Source organism: Hydrogenophaga taeniospiralis CCUG 15921 (assembly GCF_001592305.1).
Lineage (GTDB): Bacteria > Pseudomonadota > Gammaproteobacteria > Burkholderiales > Burkholderiaceae_C > Hydrogenophaga > Hydrogenophaga taeniospiralis.
In genome coordinates this window covers 21,092-41,360 of record NZ_BCWR01000014.1, presented here as the reverse complement: position 1 = coordinate 41,360, position 20,269 = coordinate 21,092, and the positions used below count along the sequence as shown (strand labels likewise).

Here is a 20,269-nt window from a genome sequence, read left to right as displayed (position 1 = left end):
ATCAAAATCGGCAGTTGTTCACACACCCAAAGAGTGGAGCTTCAATGTGGAGCGGAACTACACCTTCAGGGGTCAAGGTTGAGGGTTACCTTTCTCCAAACACAACTGTTTACCCGATCAAATAAAGGCCATCATGGATTTTGAGCTAAATTGGATTAGGGATGATCGAAGGAGTGTGTCAGTTATTCCTGTTTTTGGAGGGGGCTTGATTCCAGATTCAGATCCAAGGTTGTTTGTTGGCTTTCTTGAGGATACTGGAGGCTGTGACTATGATGTTAATATACCAGGCTTTATCGAATTAAAAAATAAAATCCATGAGTCGAAGTATGATGATTCGGTTGTTAAATCCTATTGCACCGAATCGTGGTGCGCCGAAGTCAAAGGTGATGTGACCAATATCTCGTTTGCCTACGATGAATCTTATTGCGAAAACATGGATACAGAACTTTTCTACAGAGTTCTGTGCGAATGGATCGATTTTGTCCAGCAAGGGCCGGGCGAAGATGGAGATTCACCCATCAGGAAATTTACCGTTTGAATAGCAACGACACCATTTTTTAACCCAAGGGAGTCCCTCATGAAATCTTCCCCCACCCGTCTTTCCTTCCTGGCCGCAGCAATGCTGGCCGCCAGCCTCGCCACCGGCTGCGCCTCAGTCAACATGGCCGACGCCACACAAGACGCTGCGCGCAAGACCTTCACCGCGCCAGCAGACAAAGCCGGCATCTACATCTACCGCAACGAAACCATGGGCGCGGCCGTCAAGATGCCGGTGACGGTGGACGGTCAGATGATTGGCCAGACGGCGGCCAACACCTACCTGTACAAGGAAGTGGCGCCGGGCAAACACAAGGTCGAGTCGCTGACCGAAGGCTCCGAGAACAAGATGGAAGTCGACGTGAAGGCCGGTACCCTGACCTACATCTGGCAGGAAGTGAAGATGGGCATGTGGGCTGCAGCGTCCAAACTGCACTTGGTCTCACCCGAGCAAGGGCAAAAGGGGGTCATGGAAACCAAGCTGGCGGTGACTCAATGACATTCTTTGAATCGTGCGTGCTTTGAATTGAAAAATATTGGATATGAAAAATTCACTGAGTCTTCTTTTTTCATTGCTTTTCGTCTCAGGCTGCACTATGACGATAATTGAAGAGCCGGTAACCGAAGAGATGCTGGTTCAAGGGGCGAATTTATCTCGAGCCCCGATACCAAAAGAAAAATCCTTGATTGAATTTACAACCAATGTGAGTATTCCTGTTGCGCTCGCTGAGTTGCAGGACAACACGGAATGCTCTTCTGTAAAATCAAAACCGATTGGCGTGGCAACAAAGGCATTTGATCCAGGTATGCCTGAAGACAATAAAAATCTCAATGGAAATGTTCGTTATCTAAAGGGTGTAGGTAACATGAAGTTTTCCGCTCGCCCGATTTCTCCGGAAAGAGTATATTTTCATGCTGATGCAGGTAAGGTGGTTACCTTCTCGGCTCTTGCGCAAATGGGGAGTTCAAATGGATATTACTCTCACAGCCGTTCTTGTGGTCCAGTGATGGTGCGTTTTTCCCCGAGAGAGGGTCGAAAATACCGTCTTGAATTTATCGGGCAGGCAAATAGCTGTACTATCCAGTTGCAAGAGATAAATAAAATAGAAATTACTGATTTGGAGCAAAAATACACTGTATGGTCATGCAAAAACGGGTCCGATAATTTGAGGCCAATTACCAAATCGCTGAGGACTTCCAGTCAATGAAGACGCGCGGCACTCTCAGTGGGTACTAAACCGAATCCTGAATGTCAGTGGGTCCTCGGGATGGAGGGGGGCATTTTGGGCCAGCCACCCGGTCTTGCCATTTTGAATAGACCCGCTCGGTCGATGCATCGAATATGGCCTTGACGGCAAACCCGATGTCGCCAGAGCACAGCCCAAAAACAGAAAAACCGGCCATCGCCGGTTTTTTTACGCCAGCCGATCAGGCCAGCCAGGCAACAAGAAGGAGAAGTGGCCCGCCCAGGGCGGGCCGGCCGCTCAGGCCGCGAGGAAGGCCCGGCCGGCGCCGCCGGTGGACGAGGGGCCGGCCATATGGCCGTAGGTGGGTTGGGCTTGCCCGGGCAGCAGGCTGTGCACGGCGCGCTGGCTCTGGGCGCTGGCGCGCAGCACGGCCTGGCGCAGGCGGCCCAGGCGCTGGGCGGCGCTGTGCATCTGCTCGCGCAGGGCGGCGTGGCCCGGTGCGCTGAAAACGGTGGCTTTGGGGGCTTTTTGCAGCACGCCCTGGACGCGGGCGCTGGCCCGTTCCACGCCCGTGGCGTCACCCTGCAGCAGCGCGGTCTCCAGCCCGTCGAGCTCGGTCTGCAACGAGGTCAACCAGGGGTGGGTGGCGGGCTGTGGGGTCATGGCCTGGGGCTTTCTTCAGGTGAAGGCGGGGGCTCTCAGGCGCGGTTGCCGCCGGCGCTGCTGCTGAGCATTTCAGCCGCGTTGGAGAGCATCTTGTCGGCGATGGCTTCGGCGTTGACCTGGAAAGTGCCGTTGGCGATGGCCTGTTTCATGGCCTCCACCTTTTCGGCGTTGAACACGTCGTTGCCCGACGCCGCGGAACCCTGCATGGCCGAGACGGTGGACGACGACAGCGTCACGGTCACGCCGGCCTGGGGCTGGGCCGCTGCACCCGCCGCTGCGGCGGCTTCGGCGCCCGCAGGGGGGCGCTCGGCGGCCTTCTGGGGGCCTCCGGCGACGGAACCGATGTAGGAATCCGGTGACGATTCGACTTTCATGATCACTCTCCAAACCCCAAAGTCAGGGCGTTGTGGAAAGACTATCGGCGCAAAAGCGGGGGGACTTTAGCCTTTTTGTGTTGATTTCTTCACGAAAACACCGCGCGGGTGGTGCCAGGAGGGTGCTCACAGCTGCACTTCCACGGTCTGGCCGTCGCGCACCAGGCCGGTGACCACCCGGCCACCCTGCAGCCGCACGCGCACCGACTGGCCGGTAACGCCAGCGCCCAGCGCCACGCCGCTGACGATGACGTGAAAGCCCGCGCCCGCGCTGCTCACGCGCACCTGCGCGCCGGGCCCGAAGGCGGGGATGGGCCGCACCATGTTGCTGCGCAGGGCCTGCCCGGGCTGCAGCGCGTAGACCGCCTGCTGGCCGACCCAGAGCGCGGGCGTGGCCAGCACGCTGGCGAACTGTTCGGCCCAGTCGATTTCGGCCACGTCGGCGTCTTCTTGAGTGAGCGTGGCCCCGGCGGCCACGGGGCGCTTGAGCACCCAGGCCGGGCCCCAGGCTTTCACCGTGATGGGCAGGTACACGTTCCACAGGGTGGCGCCTTCGAGGCAGCGCAGGCCGATGCGGCTGCGGCCCCACAGGCGCGTGCCGGCGGGCAGATAGGGTTCCACGCGCGAGCAGGGGGCCAGGCGCAGCCGGCTGTCGAGCCGGCCGATGACGACCTCGGGCCGCAGCGGAGCGCCGGCTTCCTGCCCCAGGCCCGAGGCCAGCGCGGGCTGCAGCCAGTCGCTGGCGATCTGCTCCAGCCCGGCGTTGTCTTGCGCGCGGGCGGGGTTGACGAACCAGAAGCTCAGGGCGAGCAGCGCGCCCGCGGCCAGCCAGCGGGGCAGGGCGCGCGCGGGCGACCGCAGCAGCGGGTGGGTGAGGGCTTTGGCTTGCATGGCGGTTCTCTCGGGGTGTGGGGCGGGTGGTGGGTCGCTCGCTCGGGTGTGGGTGGGAATGCAGGGGGGGCGGCGCATGCCGTCAGGTTTGCACTGTAGGCCGGCCGTGGGAACAGCAAAGCCATGAAATGCCCGCAAAAGCGGCGTTTGTTCGGGCCATTGCGCAGGCTCAAGTTTTCCCATACTTGCCTTCATCCCGGTGAAAGCCTGCGCTTTTGCCGCCCCGCCCACCCTGTCTGGAGCCGCACCATGCTTGAACAGATGACCGCACGCTTGGACTTCCATGCCAACGCGCTGGTGCTGCGCTCGCAGCGCCAGCAGGTGATCGCCAGCAACATCGCCAACGCCGACACGCCCGGCTATGTGGCGCGCGACTTCGATTTCGCCAAGGCGCTGCAAAACGCCTCGGGCGGCGCGTCGGGCGCGGGGGTGAGCGTCACCAGCGCGCAGCACATGCGCCTGGGCTCGGCCGACCCGCGCCAGCCGGACCTGGCCTACACGGTGCAGACCCAGCCCAGCCAGGACGGCAACTCGGTGGACCTGGACCGCGAGCGCGCCAACTTCGTGGACAACAGCATCCGCTACGAGTCCACGCTGCGGTTCATCAACTCGCACGTCAAGACGATGCTGAGTGCGATCACCGGCCAATAAGAGGAGTTCGCCATGTCGATGTTTTCCATCTTCGGTGTCTCGGGCAGCGCGATCAGCGCGCAGTCGCAGCGCCTCAACGTGGTGGCCAGCAACCTGGCCAACGCCGATGCCGTGGCCGGCCCGGATGGTCAGAGCTACAAGGCGCGGCAGGTGATGTTCCAGACCGTGCCCATGGGCGGCGCGGGCAGCGCGGGCGTGAAGGTGCAGGACATCCGCGAGAGCGAAGAGCCCGGCCGGCGCGTGCACAACCCGGGCCACCCCAGCGCCGACGCCGAGGGCTACGTGACCCATTCCAACGTGAACCCGGTGGAGGAGATGGTCAACATGATGTCGGCCTCGCGCTCCTACCAGAACAACGTCGAAGTCATGAACACGGCGAAATCGCTGCTGCTCAAAACGCTCCAGATGGGGCAGTGAAAGGCCTTTGAACCATGCTCACTTCAGCCCTTGACCTCAGCAACCTCGGCACCACCGTGGGCAGCACCACGGCGGTCAACAGCAACAACGCCACCGACCCGCAGGCCTCGCAGGACCGGTTCCTCAAATTGCTGGTCGCGCAGATCAACAACCAGGACCCGCTCAACCCGATGGACAACGCGCAGATGACGACCCAGATGGCGCAGATCAACACGGTCAGCGGCATCCAGGAACTCAACGCCACGCTCAAGGGCATGGCCGAGCAGAGCGCGGCCATGCAGTCGCTGCAAGGCACCTCGCTGATCGGGCGCGAGGCGCTGATCGACGGCGACCAGCTCACCTACGACGGCGCCATCGCCAAGGGTGCCGTGGCGCTCGACGGCGATGCCAGCCAGGTCTACGTGGACGTCATCGGCGCCAACGGCGCGGTGATCGACACCGTGGACATGGGCTCCCTGGGCGCCGGGCAACACGCGTTCGAGTGGGACTCCGGCGCCCTCGGCGCGGGTGCGGCCACCCGCTTCGAAGTGCGCGCCACCAGCGGCAGCGAAGCGGTCACCGCCACGCCGCTGTCGCGGCTGGAAATCTCGTCGGTTGGTTTTTCCTCGGGGGCTCTGAACCTGCAGCTGCAGAACGGCCGGACCCTCACCTACGACCAGGTCCGCGCCTTCATGTAAGGCCGATCCCCTTTCACCCCCACCCCCTCCAAAGGACATCACCATGGCATTCCAGCAAGGTCTCTCGGGTCTGAACAGCGCCAGCCGCAACCTGGACGTGATCGGCCACAACATCGCCAACGCCAACACCGTGGGCATGAAAGCCTCGCGCGCCGAGTTCGCCGAGCTCTACGCCAGTTCCATCAACGCCTCGGGCGGCGTCAATTCCGGCATCGGCGTGACGGTGGCCACCGTGTCGCAGATGTTCACCCAGGGCAACATCAGCGTGACCGGCAATGACATGGACGTGGCCATCAACGGCAACGGCTTCTTCGAGCTCGCCATGCCCGACGGCTCCATGGCCTATTCCCGCGCCGGCATGTTCAAGCTGGACCGCGATGGCAACATCATCACCAACACGGGCGGTCAGCTCATGGGCTACCCCACCGACGCGGCGGGCGTGCGCCAGGGCTTCGACTCGGTGCCGCTGACCCTGCCCACGGGCGGCCCGATCCCGGCCCAGCAGACCTCGGCGATCACGGCCGAGTTCAACCTGGACGCCAGCGCGCCCATCGCCGCCTCGGTGGTGCCGCCCACGCCGCTGGGCACCTACGCCACCTCGCTCAACGCCTTCGACCCCCAGGGCCTGGAGATCCCGGTCGGCCTGGTGTTCGACAAGATCGGCAACAACCAGTGGAACGTCTACACCAGCGTCAACAACTCCGATCCGGCCCTGTCGACCCCGTTCACCATCTCCTTCCTGGCCGACGGCTCGCTCGACCCGGCCAGCGTGATCCCGCAGCTGCAACTGGCCTCGCCCAACGACCCGACCCAGACCTTCAACGTGGACCTGGACTTCACCGGCGCCACGCAGTTCGGCGCCGACTTTGCGGTCTCCAACCTCACGCAGGACGGCTACCGCCCGGGTGAACTCACCAGCCTGGGCATCGACGAGTCGGGCGTGATCATGGCGCGTTATTCCAACGGCCAGTCGCAGGCCGCGGGCCAGATCTCGCTGGTGAACTTCCGCAACGTGCAGGGCCTGGTGCCCACCGGCGGCGGCAACTGGGTCACGACCTACGAGTCGGGCGAGCCGGTGCGCGGCGCGCCGGGCGAAGGCAAGCTCGGCGCCCTGCGCGCGGGCGCGCTGGAAGACTCCAACATTGACCTCACCGCCGAGCTGGTCAACATGATGACCGCGCAGCGCGCCTACCAGGCCAACGCGCAGACCATCAAGACGCAGGACCAGGTCCTCAGCACGTTGCTGAACATGAGGTAACACCCCTGCCACGCTTCGCGTGACCCCCTCCAGGGGGCGGCGCCAGCGGCCCGGCAAAGCCGGTTCCGCGGCACCTCGCGACGAATACCGGGAAAAGGAAAAGGAAGCTCACCATGGACCGCATGATCTACACCGCCATGACCGGCGCCAGTGCGTCGATGCACCGCCAGCAGGTGCTGGCGAACAACCTGGCCAATGCGTCCACGCCGGGCTTTCGCGCCGAGCTCTCCACGTTTCGCGCGGTGCCGGTGCGCGGCGACGGCGCCAGCACGCGGGTGTTCGCGCTCGAAGCCACCGCGGGCCATTCCGAGACGCCCGGCGCCATCAGCCAGACCGGGCGCGACCTCGATGTGGCCGCCCGCGGCAACGCTTACTTCGCGGTGCAGGGCCTGGACGGCACCGAGGCCTACACCCGCGCCGGCGCGCTGGAGGTCAACACCGACGGCACGCTGGTGAACGCGCAGGGCCTGCCCATGCTCAGCGACGGCGGCCCGCTGGTGGTGCCGCCCAACGCGACGCTGGGCATCGGCGAAGACGGCAGCGTCACCGCCCGCGTGGGCAACCAGCCGCCCCAGGTGCTGGGCCGGCTCAAGCTGGTCACGCCCGACGCCGACAACCGCCTGCAGCGCAGCGAAGACGGCCTGTTCCGTGGCCCGCAGGGCACGGCGCTGCCCGCCGACACGCAGGCCCGCATGCAGAGCGGCGCGCTCGAAGGCAGCAACGTGAACCCGATCGAAGCCATGGTCGGAATGATCGCCGTGGCGCGCCAGTTCGAAGTGCAGATGCGCATGCTGCAGAACGGCGAGAAGAACGACCAGACCGCTTCGCGGTTGCTGAGCTTGAACGGCTGATTCCCCCTTTCCAGGAGCACACCATGATCAATTCCCTCTGGATTTCCAAGACCGGCATGCAGGCCCAGCAGACGCAGCTGGACGTGATCTCCAACAACATGGCCAACGTGTCCACCAACGGGTTCAAGCGGGCCAACGCGGTGTTCGAGGACCTGATGTACCAGAACCTGCGCCAGGTCGGTGCGGCCGCCACCGAGCAGAACAACCTGCCCACCGGCCTGCAGATCGGCCTGGGCGTGCGCACCGTCGCCACCAGCCGCTCGTTCACCCAGGGCAGCCTGCAGCAGTCGGGCAACCAGCTGGATCTGGCCGTCAACGGCAGCGGCTTCCTGCAGGTCACCATGCCCGACGGCACCACCGGCTACACGCGCGACGGCAGCCTGCAGACCGACTCGCAGGGCCGGCTGGTCACCTCCAGCGGCTTCCCCGTCGCGGGCGACATCACCATCCCGGCCGAAGCGCAGAGCATCACCGTCGGCGCCGACGGCGTGGTCTCCGTCAAGCTGCCGGGCAACGCCACGCCGCAGCAGGTGGGCAGCATCGAACTCGCCGGCTTCATCAACCCCGCCGGCCTGGAGCCGCTGGGCCAGAACATGTACGCCGAGAGCGCGGCCTCGGGCAACCCCGTGACCGGTGCGCCCGGCGCCAACGGCCTGGGCAACCTGATGCAGGGCTACGTGGAAACCTCCAACGTCAACGTGGTGCAGGAGCTGGTGACCATGATCCAGACCCAGCGCGCCTACGAGATGAATTCCAAGGCCATTCAAACCTCTGACCAGATGCTCCAGCGGCTCGGCCAGCTGTGACCCCTCGAAAGCCCGACATGATCCGCACTTTCCTGAGCGACCTGTTCGTCCCCCTGGCCCGATGGGCCGCGCTGGGCGGCGCTCTTCTTTCCCTCACCGCCTGCATGACCAAGCCGGTCGATGTGGTGCCGGTGCGCCCCATCAACTACGCCGCCGCCGCGCCCGCCGCCCCCACCAACGGCAGCCTGTTCCAGGCCGCGCGTTACCGCCCGGCGTTTGAAGACCCGCGCGCGCGCCTGCCGGGCGACAGCCTCACGATCCAGATCACCGAGAAGGTCAGCGCCAGCCAGTCCTCGTCCTCGTCGATCGACCGCAGCGGCAAGGTCTCGGGTGGCATCTCGGCCATCCCGGGCATCAAGGCCAAGGAGCTGATGCGCGACCGCAATTTCGATCTGGGCGGCGAGTCCAGCAACCAGTTCTCCGGCAAGGGCGACAACGAAAACGCCAACAACTTCGCCGGCATCATCACCGTCACGGTGCAGGAAGTGCTGCCCAACGGCCACCTGCTGGTGGCCGGTGAAAAGCAGATCGGCGTCAACAGCAACGTGGACGTGCTGCGCTTCTCCGGCACGGTGGACCCGCGCCACATCCAGCCCGGCAACGTGGTGCCCTCCGCGCAGGTGGCCAACGCCCGCATCGAGTCCAAGGGACGCGGTCCGGTGGACGAAGCGCTCTCAATTGGCTGGTTGGGACGGTTCTTTTTGAACGTTTTCCCCTTCTGAGCCGGCCTAGCATGCAGGCATGACTTCCCGGTTGCAGGCCCCCACCATGAACACCCGCTCCACCCGCGCACGGCTCGCCCCCATCGCCCCTCGCCTGGAGGCCTGGCGCCGCCTGCTGGTCTGGAGCACGCTGCTGCTGGTCGGGGCGGTGTTGCTGGGCTGGCCGGCGCCGGCGCAGGCGATCCGCATCAAGGAAATCGCCGCGGTGCAGGGCGTGCGCAGCAACCAGCTGACCGGCTTTGGCCTGGTGGTGGGGCTGGACGGCACGGGCGACCAGACCACCCAGATGCCCTACACCGCGCAGGGCCTGAACAACTACCTGCAGCAGCTCGGCCTGACGCTGCCGGCCGACGGAAAGATGCAGCTCAAGAACGTGGCGGCGGTGCTGGTCACGGCGCAGCTGCCCGCGTTTGCCCAGCCCGGCCAGATGATCGACGTGACCGTGTCCTCCGTGGGCAACGCCAAGTCGCTGCGCGGCGGCACCCTCATCACCACGCCGCTCAAGGGCGCCGACGGCGAGATCTACGCGCTGGCCCAGGGCAACCTGCTGGTGGGCGGCGCGGGCGCGGCCGCCGGCGGCAGCAAGGTGCAGATCAACCACCTGAGCGCGGGGCGCATCCCCTCGGGCGCCCAGGTCGAGCGCAGCGTGCCCACGCCGTTCGCGCTGGGCAACACCATCGACCTGGGCCTGAACTCGGCCGACTTCCTGACCGCGCGCCGCGTGGCCGAGGCCGTCAACGCCCGCATGGGCGCGGGCACGGCCAGCGCGGTGGACGGTCGCGTGGTGCGCCTGCTCGCGCCGGCCAACACCGATGCACGCGTGCGCTTCCTGGCCGAGGTGGAAGAGCTGCAGCTCGAAGCCACGGTGCCGGCCGCGCGCGTGATCATCAACACCCGCACCGGCTCCATCGTCATGAACCAGGCGGTCACGCTCGGCCCCTGCGCGGTGGCCCACGGCAACCTCTCGGTGAGCATCAGCTCCACGCCGGTGATCAGCCAGCCCAACCCGCTCTCCACCGGTGGCCAGACCGTGGTGACCGAAAAGACCGATATCCAGATCAGCCAGGACAACGGCTCGCTGATCGAAATGAACGCCGCGCCCCAGCTCTCCGACCTGGTGCGCATGCTCAACGGCCTGGGTGCCACACCGCAGGATCTGCTGGCCATTCTTCAAGCGATCAAGGCCGCCGGCGCGATGAACGCCGAGCTGGAAGTCATTTGAACGCCCCCTTTTCGTCCACCCAGAGCCTCGCCAGCGATCCTGGCGCGCTCAATGCCCTGCGCTTCAGCGCGGGCCAGACGGGGGACAAGGGCAAGGCGGCGCTCAAGGAAACCGCCAAGCAGTTCGAGGCGTTGTTCATGCGTGAGCTCATCAAGAGCATGCGCGAGGCGACCATGAAGTCCAGCCTGATGGACGGGCAGGGCGGCCAGGGCGATCTGGGCACCGAGCTGCTCGACCAGCAACTCGCGGTGAAGCTCACCGGCATGCCCGGCGGGCTGTCCGAAGCCATCGAGCGCCAGCTCAGCCGCCAGACCGACGCCGCCGCGGCCACCCGAAGCGGTGCCGGGGTGGACCACAGCAAAAGCACTGGCGCCGAACCCGCCGCCGCGCCGCGCGCCGCCAGCACCGTGAGCCGGGCGCCGGCCGGGCAACGCCAGGCCGGCTTCGTGGCCGAACACAGCCAGGCCGCCGCGAGCGTGGCGCGCGAGTCCGGCATTCCCGCCAGCTTCATGATCGGCCAGGCCGGCCACGAAACCGGCTGGGGCAAGAGCGAGATCCGCCACCGCGACGGCTCGCCCTCGTACAACCTGTTCGGCATCAAGGCCACGCCGGCCTGGAAGGGCAAGGTCGCCGAGGTGGTGACCACCGAATACGTCAACGGCACGCCGCGCAAGACGGTGGCGAAATTCCGCGCCTACGATTCCTACGCCGAGTCCTTCCGCGACTACGCGCGCCTGATCAGCAAGAGCCCGCGCTACGACCGCGTGATGGACCAGCTCCACTCGGTGCAGGGTTTCGCCAGCGGCCTGCAACGCGCCGGCTACGCCACCGACCCGCAGTACGCGGCCAAGCTCAGCCGCTCCATCAACGTGGCCCTGAGCCTGCAGCGAGCACAGACATGACCACCCCGTTGCTTGCCCACTTCATGAGTCACTGACATGTCCTCCGCTCTGAACATCGGCGCCAACGCGCTGTCCACCAACCTGGCGGCGCTGCAGGTCATTGGCCACAACATCGCCAACGCCAACACCGCCGGCTACTCGCGCCAGACGGTCCACACCCAGAGCGCCGGCTACCAGCAGCTCGGCGGCAACTACTTCGGCAAGGGCGTGGAGCTGGGCACCGTCTCCCGCTTGCACGACGCCTACCTCACCCGCGAGGCGCAACTGGCCACCTCGGTGTCCGCGGCCGACACCGAGCGCCTGGCCAAGCTCACCAAGCTCGAATCGCTGTTTCCCACCGGCGAGAACGGGCTGGGCGCGGCCATGAACGACATGCTCAACGCCTGGGCGGACGTGGCCTCCGCGCCCTCCAACCAGTCGTCCCGCGTGGTGGTGATCGCCCGCGCCGACGAGCTGGCCGCCCGCCTGCGTGACACCGCCGGCCAGATGGACGCGTTGGCCTATGGCGCGCAGCAGCAGGTGGAAAGTTCGGTCACGGCGGTCAACCGCCTGGCGCAGGACATCGCCACCATCAACCAGCGCATCATCGACACGGCGGGCGCGCGCGGCGAGCCCAACGACCTGCTCGACCAGCGCGACGCCCTGCTCAGCGAGCTCAACCAGTATGTGCAGACCAGCACCGTGGCGGCCGACGATGGCAGCGTCAGCGTGTTCGTGGCCGGCAGCCAGCCGCTGGTGATGGGGCGCCAGGCCAATGCCCTGGTCACCACCCGCGACACCACCGACAACTCGCAGCTGCGCGTTTCGTTCGTGCAGGGCGGTGTGACGCGTGAGCTGCCCCAGACCGCGCTCGGTGGCCAGATCGGCGGCGACCTCGAATTCCTGAACGAAGATCTGCCCGAGATGCAGAACCTGCTCGGGCGCATGGCGCTGGCGCTCAACACCCAGGTGAACGCCCAGCACAACCTGGGCGTGGACCAGCTGGGCAACCCCGGCGGCGACTTCTTCGTGCCCGCGCCAGACGTCGCCGGCCTGCCCGCCGCCACCAACACCGGCACGGCGCAGATCCACAGCGAAGTCAGCGACCCGACCGCGCTGATGGCGTCGGACTACCGCATCCGCTTCGAGGCCGGCGGGGTCAGCATCCAGCGCCTGTCCGACGGTGTGAGCACCTCGTTCGCCAGCCTGCCCGCCGAGCTCGATGGCCTGAGCTTTGAGCTCGACGCCGGTGCCGGCGCGGTGGGCGACAGCTTCCTGGTGCGCCCCTACGTGAACGTGGCGCGCGCCATGAACCTGGCCATTGGCTCGCCCGACAGCCTGGCCGCCGCCAGCCCGGTGGCCGTGACACCGGGCATCGACAACGCCAGCGGCCTGAGCATCGAGAGCCTGTACGCCACCGAAGCCTCGGCCAACCTCACCGACCCGGTCAACATCACCTTCCTGGCCGACGGCAGCTTCACCGCCACCGGACTGGGCCCGGGCAACCCGCCGCCCGACAACGTCGGCCCACCCGCGAGCTACAACTACACGCCGGGCCAGCCGATCCAGTTCAACGGCTGGAGCCTCACGCTGCGCGGCAGCCCGAATGCGGGCGACAGCTTCGACATCGCCGCCGCCCCGGCGGGCAGCACCCAGCAGAACGCCGGCAACGCCAAGGCCATGCTGGCGCTGCGCGACCTGGCCACCTTCGAAGGCGTGGCGCTGGCCGACGGCTACACCAGCGTGTTGTCGCACCTCGGCACCCAGGTGCAGGGGGCGAAGTTCTCGGCCAGTTTCTCCGGCCAGCTGGCCACCAGCACCGAGAGCGCGCGCGCCGCGGTTTCGGGCGTCAACCTCGACGAAGAGGCCGCGCGGCTGCTGCAGTTCCAGCAGGCCTACCAGGCCTCGGCCAAATTCCTGCAGATCGCGCAGAGCAGTTTCGACACGCTGCTGCAGACCGTGGGTCGCTGAGCGAACGCACCACAAGGAACCCTGCCATGAGAGTCGCCACCGCCAACAGCTACGACAACACGATCGCCGCCCTGAACAAGCGCCAGGCCGAGCTGTCCACCCTGCAGGAACACATTTCCACCGGCAAGCGTGTGCAGCGCGCCAGCGACGACCCGGTGGCCGCCGTGCTCTCCGAAACCGCGCAGAACCGCCTGTCGCGGGTCGAGGCGGACAAACGTTCCCTCGAAGCCTCGGTCACCAGCCTGACCCAGGCCGAGAGCGCGCTGGGCGAAGCCGGCGAGCTGATCCAAGACGTGCGCGACCTGCTGGTGGCGGCCGGCAACGGCGGCTACGGCGGCAACGAATACAAGGACCTGGCCCAGCAGATCGAGGGCCTGCGCGAGCGCCTGCTCGGCGTGGTCAACCAGAAAGACAGCTTTGGCCGCACCCTCTTCGGCGGCCTGGGCGGCTCGTCCACACCCTTCGTCGAGCTCTACGGCCCCAGCGGCGCCGGGGTGGTTCGCTTTGACGGCCAGCGCGGACAGGAGGCCACCGGCGCCAACAGCCTGCCGCAGGCGCTGGACGGCAACGCGATCTGGATGCGCGTGCCCGAAGCCAACGGCACCTTCCGCCTGGACCTGCCGGCCGGCAACACCGGCAGCGTGCGCACGGACATGGGCCAGGTGACCAACCCCAGCGCGCTCACCGGAAACGACTACAGCATCAGCTTTGCCGAGGTGGCCGGCGTGATGCAGTACACCGTGACGAACACCACCACCGCCACGCCGGTGGCCGGCCAGGTCGGCGTGCCCTACACCTCGGGCAATACCGTCGAGTTCGACGGCATGTCCTTCCAGATGCTGGGCCAGCCCGCCAGCGGCGACACGGTGGAGCTGCTCCCGGTGACGGCGCCGACCGATCTGTTCCAGGTGATGCAGAACGCGGTGGACGCCCTGCGCGGCGCCAGCACCGGGCAGACCGCCCAGCTCACGCAGACGATCGGCCGCTCGCTCACCGAACTCGACGCCGGGCACGACCGCGTGCTGCTGGCGCGTGCCCAGGCCGGCGAATGGCTCAACCGCGGCGAGGCGGTCGATGGCGTGCTGTCCGACCGCGCTGTGGACCACGAGAGCGAGAAGTCGCGCCTCGAAGACCTGGACATGATCAAGGGAATTTCAGACTTCCAGAATCAGCAGGTGGGGCTGCAGGCCGCGCTGCAGTCGTATGCGCAGGTCCAGCGCCTGTCGCTCTTCCAGTACCTGGGATGACGCGGTTGGGCGCTGCCATGAAACACCATGAGCCAGACCATTCTTGACAGCATCGCACTGGGCTACCAGCCGGTGTGGAACCGGCGCCGCCAGCTCGCCGCGGTGCGCCTGCGTGTGCTCACGCAACACGCCGAAGCCGTCGACGGAACCCACCTGCTGCGCCTGCTGAGCGGGGGCTGGCCGGCGGCCGCGCCCACACTCATCTTCGCCATCTCGTCTCCCGTGCTGCTGCAGCAGGCGCTGACCAGCGATCCCGTACCCAACACCTGGATCGAAGTGCCGGGCGCGCTGTTCGACAGCACCGACGGCATGGCGCAACTGGCCCTGGCGGTGCGCCGCGGGCACCGCCTGCTGCGCCACGCTGACCTGGCCACCGTGCGCGGCGAGCTGGCCGCGCCGCTGGACGTGTGCAGCCTCTTGCGCGTGAGCGCCCAGGAAGTGCTCGAAACCCTGCGCCTGCGGCCCGCCACGCCCGGGGCCGTGCCCACGCAGCGCAGCCCCATCCTGCCGGGCCAGTTGTACGAAGGCGTGTGCAACCGTGCGCTGGCCGAGCACTGCCTGGACGAAGCCGGCGCCTGGGGCATCCTGGGCTGGCCCGACGACGACGTGCTGCACGCCTACCGGCACCAGCCCCTGGGCTGCGACGCCAGCGTGATCGCGCAGATCCGCCAGGCCATCGGGCTGGACAGTTCACTCGACCTCATCGAGCGCCTGGTGCGGCAAGACCCGGTGCTGGTCTACCGCCTGCTGCAGCTCGTCAACTCCGCCGCCTACGGCCTGCGCCACGAGATCGACTCGGTGCGCCACGCGCTCATGATGCTGGGCTTCACCGCGCTCAACCGCTGGCTCGCCGACCAACTGGCCGGCAGCACCAGCGACCCCGCGCTGCACCCGGTGCGCTACGCCCAGGTGATGTATTCGCGCCTGGCCCAGCACCTGCTGGAATCCGGCTCCACCGACAACCTGCGCGCCGAGGTCTACACCACCGCGCTGTTCTCGCAGCTCGACGTCTTGCTGCAGCTGCCCATGGCCGACCTGCTCAACCGGTTGCCCATGTCGGGCCGGGTGATGAGCGCCCTGCTGCGCCAGGAAGGCCCGTACCACGTCTTTCTGGACGTGGCGCGCGCCCAGGCCGACGTGGACCACCTGCACCGCCTGCCCGAAGTCTGCGAGCGCCACGAGATGAGCCTGGAGCACGCCAACCGCTCGCTCATCCGCATGCTCACCACCAGCCGCGACCAGGGCGCGTAGCCCGCATCGGCAGCCGCAGCCGCGCTACCATCGCGCGATGCAAAACCAGCCCCCCCACCACACCAGCGCACTCGTCCTGTTCTCGGGCGGCCAGGACTCCACCACCTGCCTGGCCCAGGCCCTCTCGCGCTACCCACGCGTCGAAACCCTGGGCTTCGACTACGGCCAGCGCCACAGCGTCGAGCTGCAGGCCCGCACCGTCGTGCTGCGCGAACTGCGCGAGCGCTTTCCCGCCTGGAGCGAGCGCCTGGGCGAAGACCACATGCTCGACCTCGCCGTGCTCGGCAAAGTGAGCGAAACCTCGCTCACGCGCGACATGGCCTTTCGCATGGAAGAAAGCGGCCTGCCCAACACCTTCGTGCCTGGGCGCAACCTGCTGTTCTTGACGCTCGCTGCCGCGCTCGCCTACCGCCGCGGCATCCAGGTCATCGTCACCGGCGTGTGCGAAACCGACTTCAGCGGCTACCCCGACTGCCGCGACGACACCATGAAAGCGCTGCAGGTCGCGCTCTCCCTCGGCATGGACCACCGCTTCCTGATCGACACCCCGCTGATGTGGATCGACAAAGCCGCCACCTGGCGCCTGGCCGAAGAACTGGGCCAAGCCTCGGGCGTGCCCGGCGGCGGGCAGGCACTGGTGGACCTGATCGTGGAACACACCCACACCTGCTACCTCGGCGACCGCGTGCACCGGCAGGACTGGGGCTATGGGTGCGGGAGCTGCCCGGCTTGTGGGTTGCGGGCGCGGGGGTGGGAGAGGTATCGCGCAGTGGGGTGAGGCACTTTGGCGTCTCGTACTTCGGAATCGGTGGGATGTGATTCGCTGCGGGCTTTATCGAATCTGTTATATCGGTACTTTTTCTCAGCGCACTGGGTCAAAGCAATGACTTCAAAACAGTTCAGTTTTCAGCAATTTCCCTGCACTGTATTTGGCAAGTCGTCTGGCATATCCGGTGACTTGCCGGATGCACCACAGTCAAGCTTTATGAGACCTTTCCGCATTCTCACGTTGCTCGTTGCTGTATTTTTGTTGGGTGGTTGCCAACTTGAACTGGCCCCTTTTGCCACGGCCACGGTCTCTCGGTTTGTTTCAGGCCAGCCCACGAAAACCGCCAACCTGTCCCCCGAACAAGTAAGTTCTCTTGCTTCATGGTTTGCCGAGCATCCTTCAGGCTGGTCACACAGTGTTGTTGGCTATGTGCCGGCTCTTGAGGTTCGTCTAAAACACGCTGGCGGTGAAACATCAGTCGTAAATGTCATGCCTTCCAAGGTCGTCATCTACAACCGTAGTGGCCAACTGGAGCAAAACTTCTCGGTGTCCTCCATAGCTGGTCTTCTTGCGGTCATCGGGGGGTAGTGGTGGTTGCCAAGGATGTAGTGCTTGCGCTCCCAAACGCCGAACTCCACGTCATTGTTGTTCGCGATGAACCGTGAATCAGGGTCGGATTTCGATCGCTATCAAATAGAGAGCTATTTGATGCCTGAATCAACCTCCGCGGCCTGATGAAGCAAGCCGATCAGCTCAACGCCATGGCGATACGGAAGAACATGCCCATGCCCCGGTCTATGGCTGGCCATGCGGGTTTTGTACGGTTTCGGTTGGCATCAACAAATAGCAATCCATGCCCAGTCACGTCATACAACGACAGGCCACTCCTGCGGAACTGGAGTTCTTGGCCAATCTCCTCCGAAGCTCGGCAACCACCGCTCGTCGTTGGAAGGAGGGCATCGAGAACGCCTTGGTGCTGTGGGCTACCAGTTTGCTCTGCGTTGTCGTGATCTGGCTGGCTGCTGCGTGGGTTGTTCGCAAGGTGGTCAATGTGGAGTGCGGGTTGTCGAGTCCCGCCGGGGTGTGGATGGTCGCGGTTGCCATTCCCTTGTGTGGCATCTTTGCGGCAGTTTCCAGCGTGCGCTGGGTCAGGGGCTGGAAAGACTATCGGCCGCTGCTTCGCGCTGACCTGGAAGAAGCGCTGGTCCAGGAGGAACACTATGTCTTCACGGAAGCCAAGCGGTTTCAAGAGCCGGAGCACGGCGGCCTGATCTATTTCTTGCGCACGCCCGAGGACCAGGTTTTTGCATTGTTCGATCACGAGAGCCAGGACCTGGGCGTGCATGAGCAAGATCCCCTGACGAGCAGATTCCGCCCCATGTCGGCGCTTGTCATGGTTCGTGCCCTCAAGACGGGGTTTGTCGTCGGCAAGAGCTTCGCGGGTGCGCCCTTGGAAGCAGGCGACCCCGTGACGCTCGACGTTGATCCCCAGCACTGGCCCGAGAGTGAGTGCTACTGCGATATTCCCTGGGCTGCGCTGGAGTCTCGGTTGGGCCCAGCGGCGGCTGAGACGCGCACATCCAAAAGCGCTCCATATGATGGCGCCTGACCCGGGCACTGTGTCTTCATGACCGGCTCAGCTCAAACTTGCCAGCCCACCTGTCATGCCCCCTTCACGGACCCGGCGGATGATCCATCGGTCGGGCGCACGCCGCCGACGTCACGTCTCACCACACACCATTCGTTCATCCCACCGGAGGGGAATCCCCAGATGAATCGGGGTCGGATTTCAGTTTCGATTGATTGAAGGGGTGGACATGTCCATTTCACGCCGTGAACTCCTGATAGCCGGGGCAGCAGCCCCCTTCCTCGCCGCCTGCGCGACCGACCTGACTCAGTACGCCGAGCAACCGTTTCCCGCACTCGCGGCCAAGCTGGGGGTCTGCGCGGCGAGCTACGCCACCTTGAGCGATGGAAAGCCCAACCCTTCGGTGATGGCGTCGGGCTGCTCGCCAGCGGCGCCTGTGGGTGCTGACGCGGTGTTCCAGGCGGCTTCGCTCACCAAACCGGTCATCGCCTTCGTGGCGCTGCAACTGGTGCGCGAGGGCCGGCTTGATGTGCGCGCACCGGTGTCGCGCTATTTGCCCGACGGCTACACCCACCGCCAGAACCCTTTCGGTGGCCCGCAGGACCGGCGTGTCGATGCGGTGCCCGCGAGCACGCTGGCGCGCATCCCGCTGGGCACCTTGCTCAACCACAGTTCCGGCTTGCCGAACTGGACGCGCGGCCCGCTGGCGCCCGAGTTCGAGCCGGGCTCGCGCTGGCAGTATTCCGGCGAGGGTTATGTGCTGCTGCAGGCCGTCATCAGCGCCGTGACGGGGCAGGACATCGAATCGGTGGTGGCACAGCGTGTGTTCGAACCGCTGGGCATGCGGCATTCCCGCCTGCGGCTGACGGACGACATCCGTGCGCAGGTGCTGGACGGCACTTCGCGGCTCGGCGGTCGGGTGCGGTTTGACATGCGCGAGCCCAACGCCGCGGCGTCGCTCTACACCACGGCGGCGGACTACGCGCGCCTGCTGGCGGCCTGGCTGGCGGACCCCACCTTGCTGGCCCTGGTGATGGAGCAGGCGGTTTCCACCGATGTGGCGCTGGGGCTGGCCTGGGGCAAGGGCTGGGGCATCGAGACGGCGGCCGGCGGCCCCTACCTCTGGCAGTGGGGCAACAACCCGGGGTTCCGGGCCTTTGCCATGGTTTCGGTGGCTTCCCGCAACGGCTTTGTCTTGTTGACCAACAGCGAACGCGGCATGCCCCTGGCCGCTTCGCTGGCGCACGCCACCGTTCCGGCCGAACACGGGGTGTTTCGTTTCAGTGCGCTGGGTTGAATGCAACGCTCACGGGCTGACTCATCAATACAGCGTTGGCCCATCACGTGACCGCTTGCGACTGCATCGCGGCCACCTTCCGGACGTGCTGGACGAAGAACTCTAGGAAGGCGCGCGTGCGAAGGGGTAGAAATCGCCGGCTGGGCATGGTGGCAACGAGCCGCAGTCCGTCAACGCTGACCCATGGAGCGAGCACACGACGCAGTTGCCCGCCATGCGCGCGGGCAGTCAAAGCCAAGTCGGGCAGCAGGGTGAGGCCAGCGCCCGCCAACGCGGCTTGATACGCTGTCTCGTCGTCATTCGACATGACGGACCATCCAGGTTCGACATCGATGCGGCGATCATCTTCAGCAGGGTTGGTGAGCGTGATCGCGTGCAGACGGGTCCCAGGGGGCCGCAGCCGCACCATGCGATGTCGGGACAGATCCTCCGGCACCTCGGGAATCCCATGGGTCTGTAGATACGGCACGGAGCCGCAGAGGACGTAGTTCATGACGAGCACGGGGCGGACGACGGCGTCGGCATCCAGCTGATCGTCCTGCCCCACGATGGACAAATCGAAGTGGTGCAGTTCCTGTGCCGGGTGGTCAGAGGTGTGGATCTCGACTTGCACCTCGGGATACCGCCGTTGAAAGTCGGCCACGCAGGGCGCCAGCAGATTCACAGCCACCAGCGAAGTCGTGGTCACGCGCAAATTGCCTGAAATCTCGCTCGAATGCGCCCGAACCTGCTCTTCCGCCTCCTCGATTTCCGAGAGGATCAGACGCAGCCGCGACAGGTAGCCCTCGCCCGCCTGGGTGAGAGACATCTTCCTTGTTGTTCGATGCAGCAGCCGAACGCCGAGCGACTGCTCAAGGTCTTGGATCAGGCGGGTGACGACCGCTGGCGTGAGATCCATCGTGCGTGCGGCTGCGGCAAAGCCGCCTTCGTCCACCACACACTGGAAGACGCGCATCGATTGAAGGTGGTCCATGGCGATCTCCCTGGCAACTAGCGTTTCTGGCGA

General features: G+C 65.6%; 23 protein-coding genes. 19 read left to right on the top strand and 4 right to left on the bottom strand.

Annotated elements, in window-relative coordinates:
- Nucleotides 1-133 precede the first annotated feature (133 nt).
- Genes HTA01S_RS25365 through HTA01S_RS25360 form a run of 3 tightly spaced genes read left to right on the top strand, consistent with a single transcriptional unit; the run spans nucleotide 134 to nucleotide 1,745 of the window.
- Complete coding sequence (locus HTA01S_RS25365) at nucleotides 134-538, top strand: hypothetical protein (protein WP_157572154.1); 405 nt, start codon at nucleotides 134-136, stop codon at nucleotides 536-538.
- A 39-nt stretch (nucleotides 539-577) separates the two neighbouring features.
- The gene (locus tag HTA01S_RS16820; RefSeq protein ID WP_068173897.1) at nucleotides 578-1,036 is read left to right on the top strand and encodes a DUF2846 domain-containing protein; all 459 of its coding nucleotides are present in this window, start codon (nucleotides 578-580) and stop codon (nucleotides 1,034-1,036) included.
- Nucleotides 1,037-1,079: 43 nt separating this feature from the next.
- Nucleotides 1,080-1,745 carry a hypothetical protein gene (locus HTA01S_RS25360; protein WP_157572153.1) on the top strand — a complete coding sequence of 222 codons (666 nt, stop codon included), beginning with the start codon at nucleotides 1,080-1,082 and terminating at the stop codon, nucleotides 1,743-1,745.
- A gap of 276 nt (nucleotides 1,746-2,021) precedes the next feature.
- Here HTA01S_RS25360 and HTA01S_RS16815 read toward each other — a convergent pair whose 3' ends face one another.
- The 3 genes from HTA01S_RS16815 to flgA form a co-directional block, all read right to left on the bottom strand.
- Complete coding sequence (locus tag HTA01S_RS16815) at nucleotides 2,022-2,387, bottom strand: hypothetical protein (RefSeq protein WP_068173896.1); 366 nt, start codon at nucleotides 2,385-2,387, stop codon at nucleotides 2,022-2,024.
- Between the two features lie 35 nt (nucleotides 2,388-2,422).
- Nucleotides 2,423-2,764 (bottom strand): flagellar biosynthesis anti-sigma factor FlgM, encoded by a 342-nt coding sequence (flgM, locus tag HTA01S_RS16810; protein WP_068173895.1) that lies wholly within the window; start codon nucleotides 2,762-2,764, stop codon nucleotides 2,423-2,425.
- A 126-nt stretch (nucleotides 2,765-2,890) separates the two neighbouring features.
- Complete coding sequence (gene flgA / locus HTA01S_RS16805) at nucleotides 2,891-3,655, bottom strand: flagellar basal body P-ring formation chaperone FlgA (protein ID WP_084236193.1); 765 nt, start codon at nucleotides 3,653-3,655, stop codon at nucleotides 2,891-2,893.
- Between the two features lie 249 nt (nucleotides 3,656-3,904).
- Between flgA and flgB the strand changes: the two genes are divergently transcribed.
- The 16 genes from flgB to HTA01S_RS16730 all read left to right on the top strand — a co-directional run bounded on the left by flgB (nucleotide 3,905) and on the right by HTA01S_RS16730 (nucleotide 19,263).
- Entirely contained in the window at nucleotides 3,905-4,306 is a 402-nt protein-coding gene (flgB, locus tag HTA01S_RS16800) for a flagellar basal body rod protein FlgB (protein ID WP_068173894.1), read from the top strand.
- A 12-nt stretch (nucleotides 4,307-4,318) separates the two neighbouring features.
- Entirely contained in the window at nucleotides 4,319-4,723 is a 405-nt protein-coding gene (gene flgC, locus HTA01S_RS16795) for a flagellar basal body rod protein FlgC (RefSeq protein ID WP_068173893.1), read from the top strand.
- A gap of 14 nt (nucleotides 4,724-4,737) precedes the next feature.
- Complete coding sequence (locus tag HTA01S_RS16790) at nucleotides 4,738-5,400, top strand: flagellar hook assembly protein FlgD (protein ID WP_068173892.1); 663 nt, start codon at nucleotides 4,738-4,740, stop codon at nucleotides 5,398-5,400.
- Nucleotides 5,401-5,443: 43 nt separating this feature from the next.
- A complete protein-coding gene (gene flgE, locus HTA01S_RS16785; protein WP_068173891.1) occupies nucleotides 5,444-6,658 on the top strand; it encodes a flagellar hook protein FlgE in 1,215 nt (404 codons plus the stop codon).
- Between the two features lie 113 nt (nucleotides 6,659-6,771).
- Nucleotides 6,772-7,509, top strand: coding sequence for a flagellar basal-body rod protein FlgF (flgF, locus tag HTA01S_RS16780; RefSeq protein ID WP_068173890.1), 738 nt, complete (start codon nucleotides 6,772-6,774; stop codon nucleotides 7,507-7,509).
- Nucleotides 7,510-7,532: 23 nt separating this feature from the next.
- Nucleotides 7,533-8,315: a flagellar basal-body rod protein FlgG gene (flgG, locus tag HTA01S_RS16775; protein ID WP_068173889.1), complete on the top strand. Its 783-nt coding sequence runs from the start codon at nucleotides 7,533-7,535 to the stop codon at nucleotides 8,313-8,315.
- Between the two features lie 17 nt (nucleotides 8,316-8,332).
- A complete protein-coding gene (locus tag HTA01S_RS16770; protein WP_068173888.1) occupies nucleotides 8,333-9,037 on the top strand; it encodes a flagellar basal body L-ring protein FlgH in 705 nt (234 codons plus the stop codon).
- 46 nt (nucleotides 9,038-9,083) lie between these two features.
- A complete protein-coding gene (locus tag HTA01S_RS16765; protein WP_084236194.1) occupies nucleotides 9,084-10,259 on the top strand; it encodes a flagellar basal body P-ring protein FlgI in 1,176 nt (391 codons plus the stop codon).
- Nucleotides 10,256-11,161 (top strand): flagellar assembly peptidoglycan hydrolase FlgJ, encoded by a 906-nt coding sequence (gene flgJ / locus HTA01S_RS16760; protein ID WP_068173887.1) that lies wholly within the window; start codon nucleotides 10,256-10,258, stop codon nucleotides 11,159-11,161. Before HTA01S_RS16765 ends, flgJ begins: the two co-directional genes overlap by 4 nt.
- Before the next feature lie 36 nt (nucleotides 11,162-11,197).
- On the top strand, nucleotides 11,198-13,111 hold the full coding sequence (flgK, locus tag HTA01S_RS16755) for a flagellar hook-associated protein FlgK (protein ID WP_068173886.1): 1,914 nt from the start codon (nucleotides 11,198-11,200) through the stop codon (nucleotides 13,109-13,111).
- Nucleotides 13,112-13,137: 26 nt separating this feature from the next.
- Nucleotides 13,138-14,358: a flagellar hook-associated protein FlgL gene (gene flgL / locus HTA01S_RS16750; RefSeq protein WP_068173885.1), complete on the top strand. Its 1,221-nt coding sequence runs from the start codon at nucleotides 13,138-13,140 to the stop codon at nucleotides 14,356-14,358.
- Between the two features lie 27 nt (nucleotides 14,359-14,385).
- Nucleotides 14,386-15,609: an HDOD domain-containing protein gene (locus HTA01S_RS16745; protein ID WP_068173884.1), complete on the top strand. Its 1,224-nt coding sequence runs from the start codon at nucleotides 14,386-14,388 to the stop codon at nucleotides 15,607-15,609.
- Between the two features lie 37 nt (nucleotides 15,610-15,646).
- Complete coding sequence (queC, locus tag HTA01S_RS16740; protein ID WP_068173883.1) at nucleotides 15,647-16,387, top strand: 7-cyano-7-deazaguanine synthase QueC; 741 nt, start codon at nucleotides 15,647-15,649, stop codon at nucleotides 16,385-16,387.
- Nucleotides 16,388-16,492: 105 nt separating this feature from the next.
- Complete coding sequence (locus tag HTA01S_RS25355; RefSeq protein WP_157572152.1) at nucleotides 16,493-16,966, top strand: YajG family lipoprotein; 474 nt, start codon at nucleotides 16,493-16,495, stop codon at nucleotides 16,964-16,966.
- A gap of 265 nt (nucleotides 16,967-17,231) precedes the next feature.
- A complete protein-coding gene (locus tag HTA01S_RS16735; protein WP_068173882.1) occupies nucleotides 17,232-17,987 on the top strand; it encodes a hypothetical protein in 756 nt (251 codons plus the stop codon).
- A gap of 208 nt (nucleotides 17,988-18,195) precedes the next feature.
- On the top strand, nucleotides 18,196-19,263 hold the full coding sequence (locus HTA01S_RS16730; RefSeq protein WP_157572151.1) for a serine hydrolase domain-containing protein: 1,068 nt from the start codon (nucleotides 18,196-18,198) through the stop codon (nucleotides 19,261-19,263).
- A 43-nt stretch (nucleotides 19,264-19,306) separates the two neighbouring features.
- Here the strand turns inward: HTA01S_RS16730 and HTA01S_RS16725 are convergent, their stop codons facing one another.
- The gene (locus tag HTA01S_RS16725; protein WP_068173880.1) at nucleotides 19,307-20,236 is read right to left on the bottom strand and encodes a LysR family transcriptional regulator; all 930 of its coding nucleotides are present in this window, start codon (nucleotides 20,234-20,236) and stop codon (nucleotides 19,307-19,309) included.
- Between the last annotated feature and the right edge of the window lie 33 nt (nucleotides 20,237-20,269).

Excerpts from the sequence above, each read along its gene's own strand:
- HTA01S_RS25365 (WP_157572154.1), top strand. The coding sequence starts at position 134 with ATGGATTTTGAGCTAAATTGGATTAGGGATGATCGAAGGAGTGTGTCA.
- HTA01S_RS16820 (WP_068173897.1), top strand. The coding sequence starts at position 578 with ATGAAATCTTCCCCCACCCGTCTTTCCTTCCTGGCCGCAGCAATGCTG.
- HTA01S_RS25360 (WP_157572153.1), top strand. The coding sequence starts at position 1,080 with ATGAAAAATTCACTGAGTCTTCTTTTTTCATTGCTTTTCGTCTCAGGC.
- HTA01S_RS16815 (WP_068173896.1), bottom strand. The coding sequence starts at position 2,387 with ATGACCCCACAGCCCGCCACCCACCCCTGGTTGACCTCGTTGCAGACC.
- flgM (WP_068173895.1), bottom strand. The coding sequence starts at position 2,764 with ATGAAAGTCGAATCGTCACCGGATTCCTACATCGGTTCCGTCGCCGGA.
- flgA (WP_084236193.1), bottom strand. The coding sequence starts at position 3,655 with ATGCAAGCCAAAGCCCTCACCCACCCGCTGCTGCGGTCGCCCGCGCGC.
- flgB (WP_068173894.1), top strand. The coding sequence starts at position 3,905 with ATGCTTGAACAGATGACCGCACGCTTGGACTTCCATGCCAACGCGCTG.
- flgC (WP_068173893.1), top strand. The coding sequence starts at position 4,319 with ATGTCGATGTTTTCCATCTTCGGTGTCTCGGGCAGCGCGATCAGCGCG.
- HTA01S_RS16790 (WP_068173892.1), top strand. The coding sequence starts at position 4,738 with ATGCTCACTTCAGCCCTTGACCTCAGCAACCTCGGCACCACCGTGGGC.
- flgE (WP_068173891.1), top strand. The coding sequence starts at position 5,444 with ATGGCATTCCAGCAAGGTCTCTCGGGTCTGAACAGCGCCAGCCGCAAC.
- flgF (WP_068173890.1), top strand. The coding sequence starts at position 6,772 with ATGGACCGCATGATCTACACCGCCATGACCGGCGCCAGTGCGTCGATG.
- flgG (WP_068173889.1), top strand. The coding sequence starts at position 7,533 with ATGATCAATTCCCTCTGGATTTCCAAGACCGGCATGCAGGCCCAGCAG.
- HTA01S_RS16770 (WP_068173888.1), top strand. The coding sequence starts at position 8,333 with ATGATCCGCACTTTCCTGAGCGACCTGTTCGTCCCCCTGGCCCGATGG.
- HTA01S_RS16765 (WP_084236194.1), top strand. The coding sequence starts at position 9,084 with ATGAACACCCGCTCCACCCGCGCACGGCTCGCCCCCATCGCCCCTCGC.
- flgK (WP_068173886.1), top strand. The coding sequence starts at position 11,198 with ATGTCCTCCGCTCTGAACATCGGCGCCAACGCGCTGTCCACCAACCTG.
- flgL (WP_068173885.1), top strand. The coding sequence starts at position 13,138 with ATGAGAGTCGCCACCGCCAACAGCTACGACAACACGATCGCCGCCCTG.
- HTA01S_RS16745 (WP_068173884.1), top strand. The coding sequence starts at position 14,386 with ATGAGCCAGACCATTCTTGACAGCATCGCACTGGGCTACCAGCCGGTG.
- queC (WP_068173883.1), top strand. The coding sequence starts at position 15,647 with ATGCAAAACCAGCCCCCCCACCACACCAGCGCACTCGTCCTGTTCTCG.
- HTA01S_RS25355 (WP_157572152.1), top strand. The coding sequence starts at position 16,493 with ATGACTTCAAAACAGTTCAGTTTTCAGCAATTTCCCTGCACTGTATTT.
- HTA01S_RS16735 (WP_068173882.1), top strand. The coding sequence starts at position 17,232 with ATGCCCAGTCACGTCATACAACGACAGGCCACTCCTGCGGAACTGGAG.
- HTA01S_RS16730 (WP_157572151.1), top strand. The coding sequence starts at position 18,196 with ATGTCCATTTCACGCCGTGAACTCCTGATAGCCGGGGCAGCAGCCCCC.
- HTA01S_RS16725 (WP_068173880.1), bottom strand. The coding sequence starts at position 20,236 with ATGGACCACCTTCAATCGATGCGCGTCTTCCAGTGTGTGGTGGACGAA.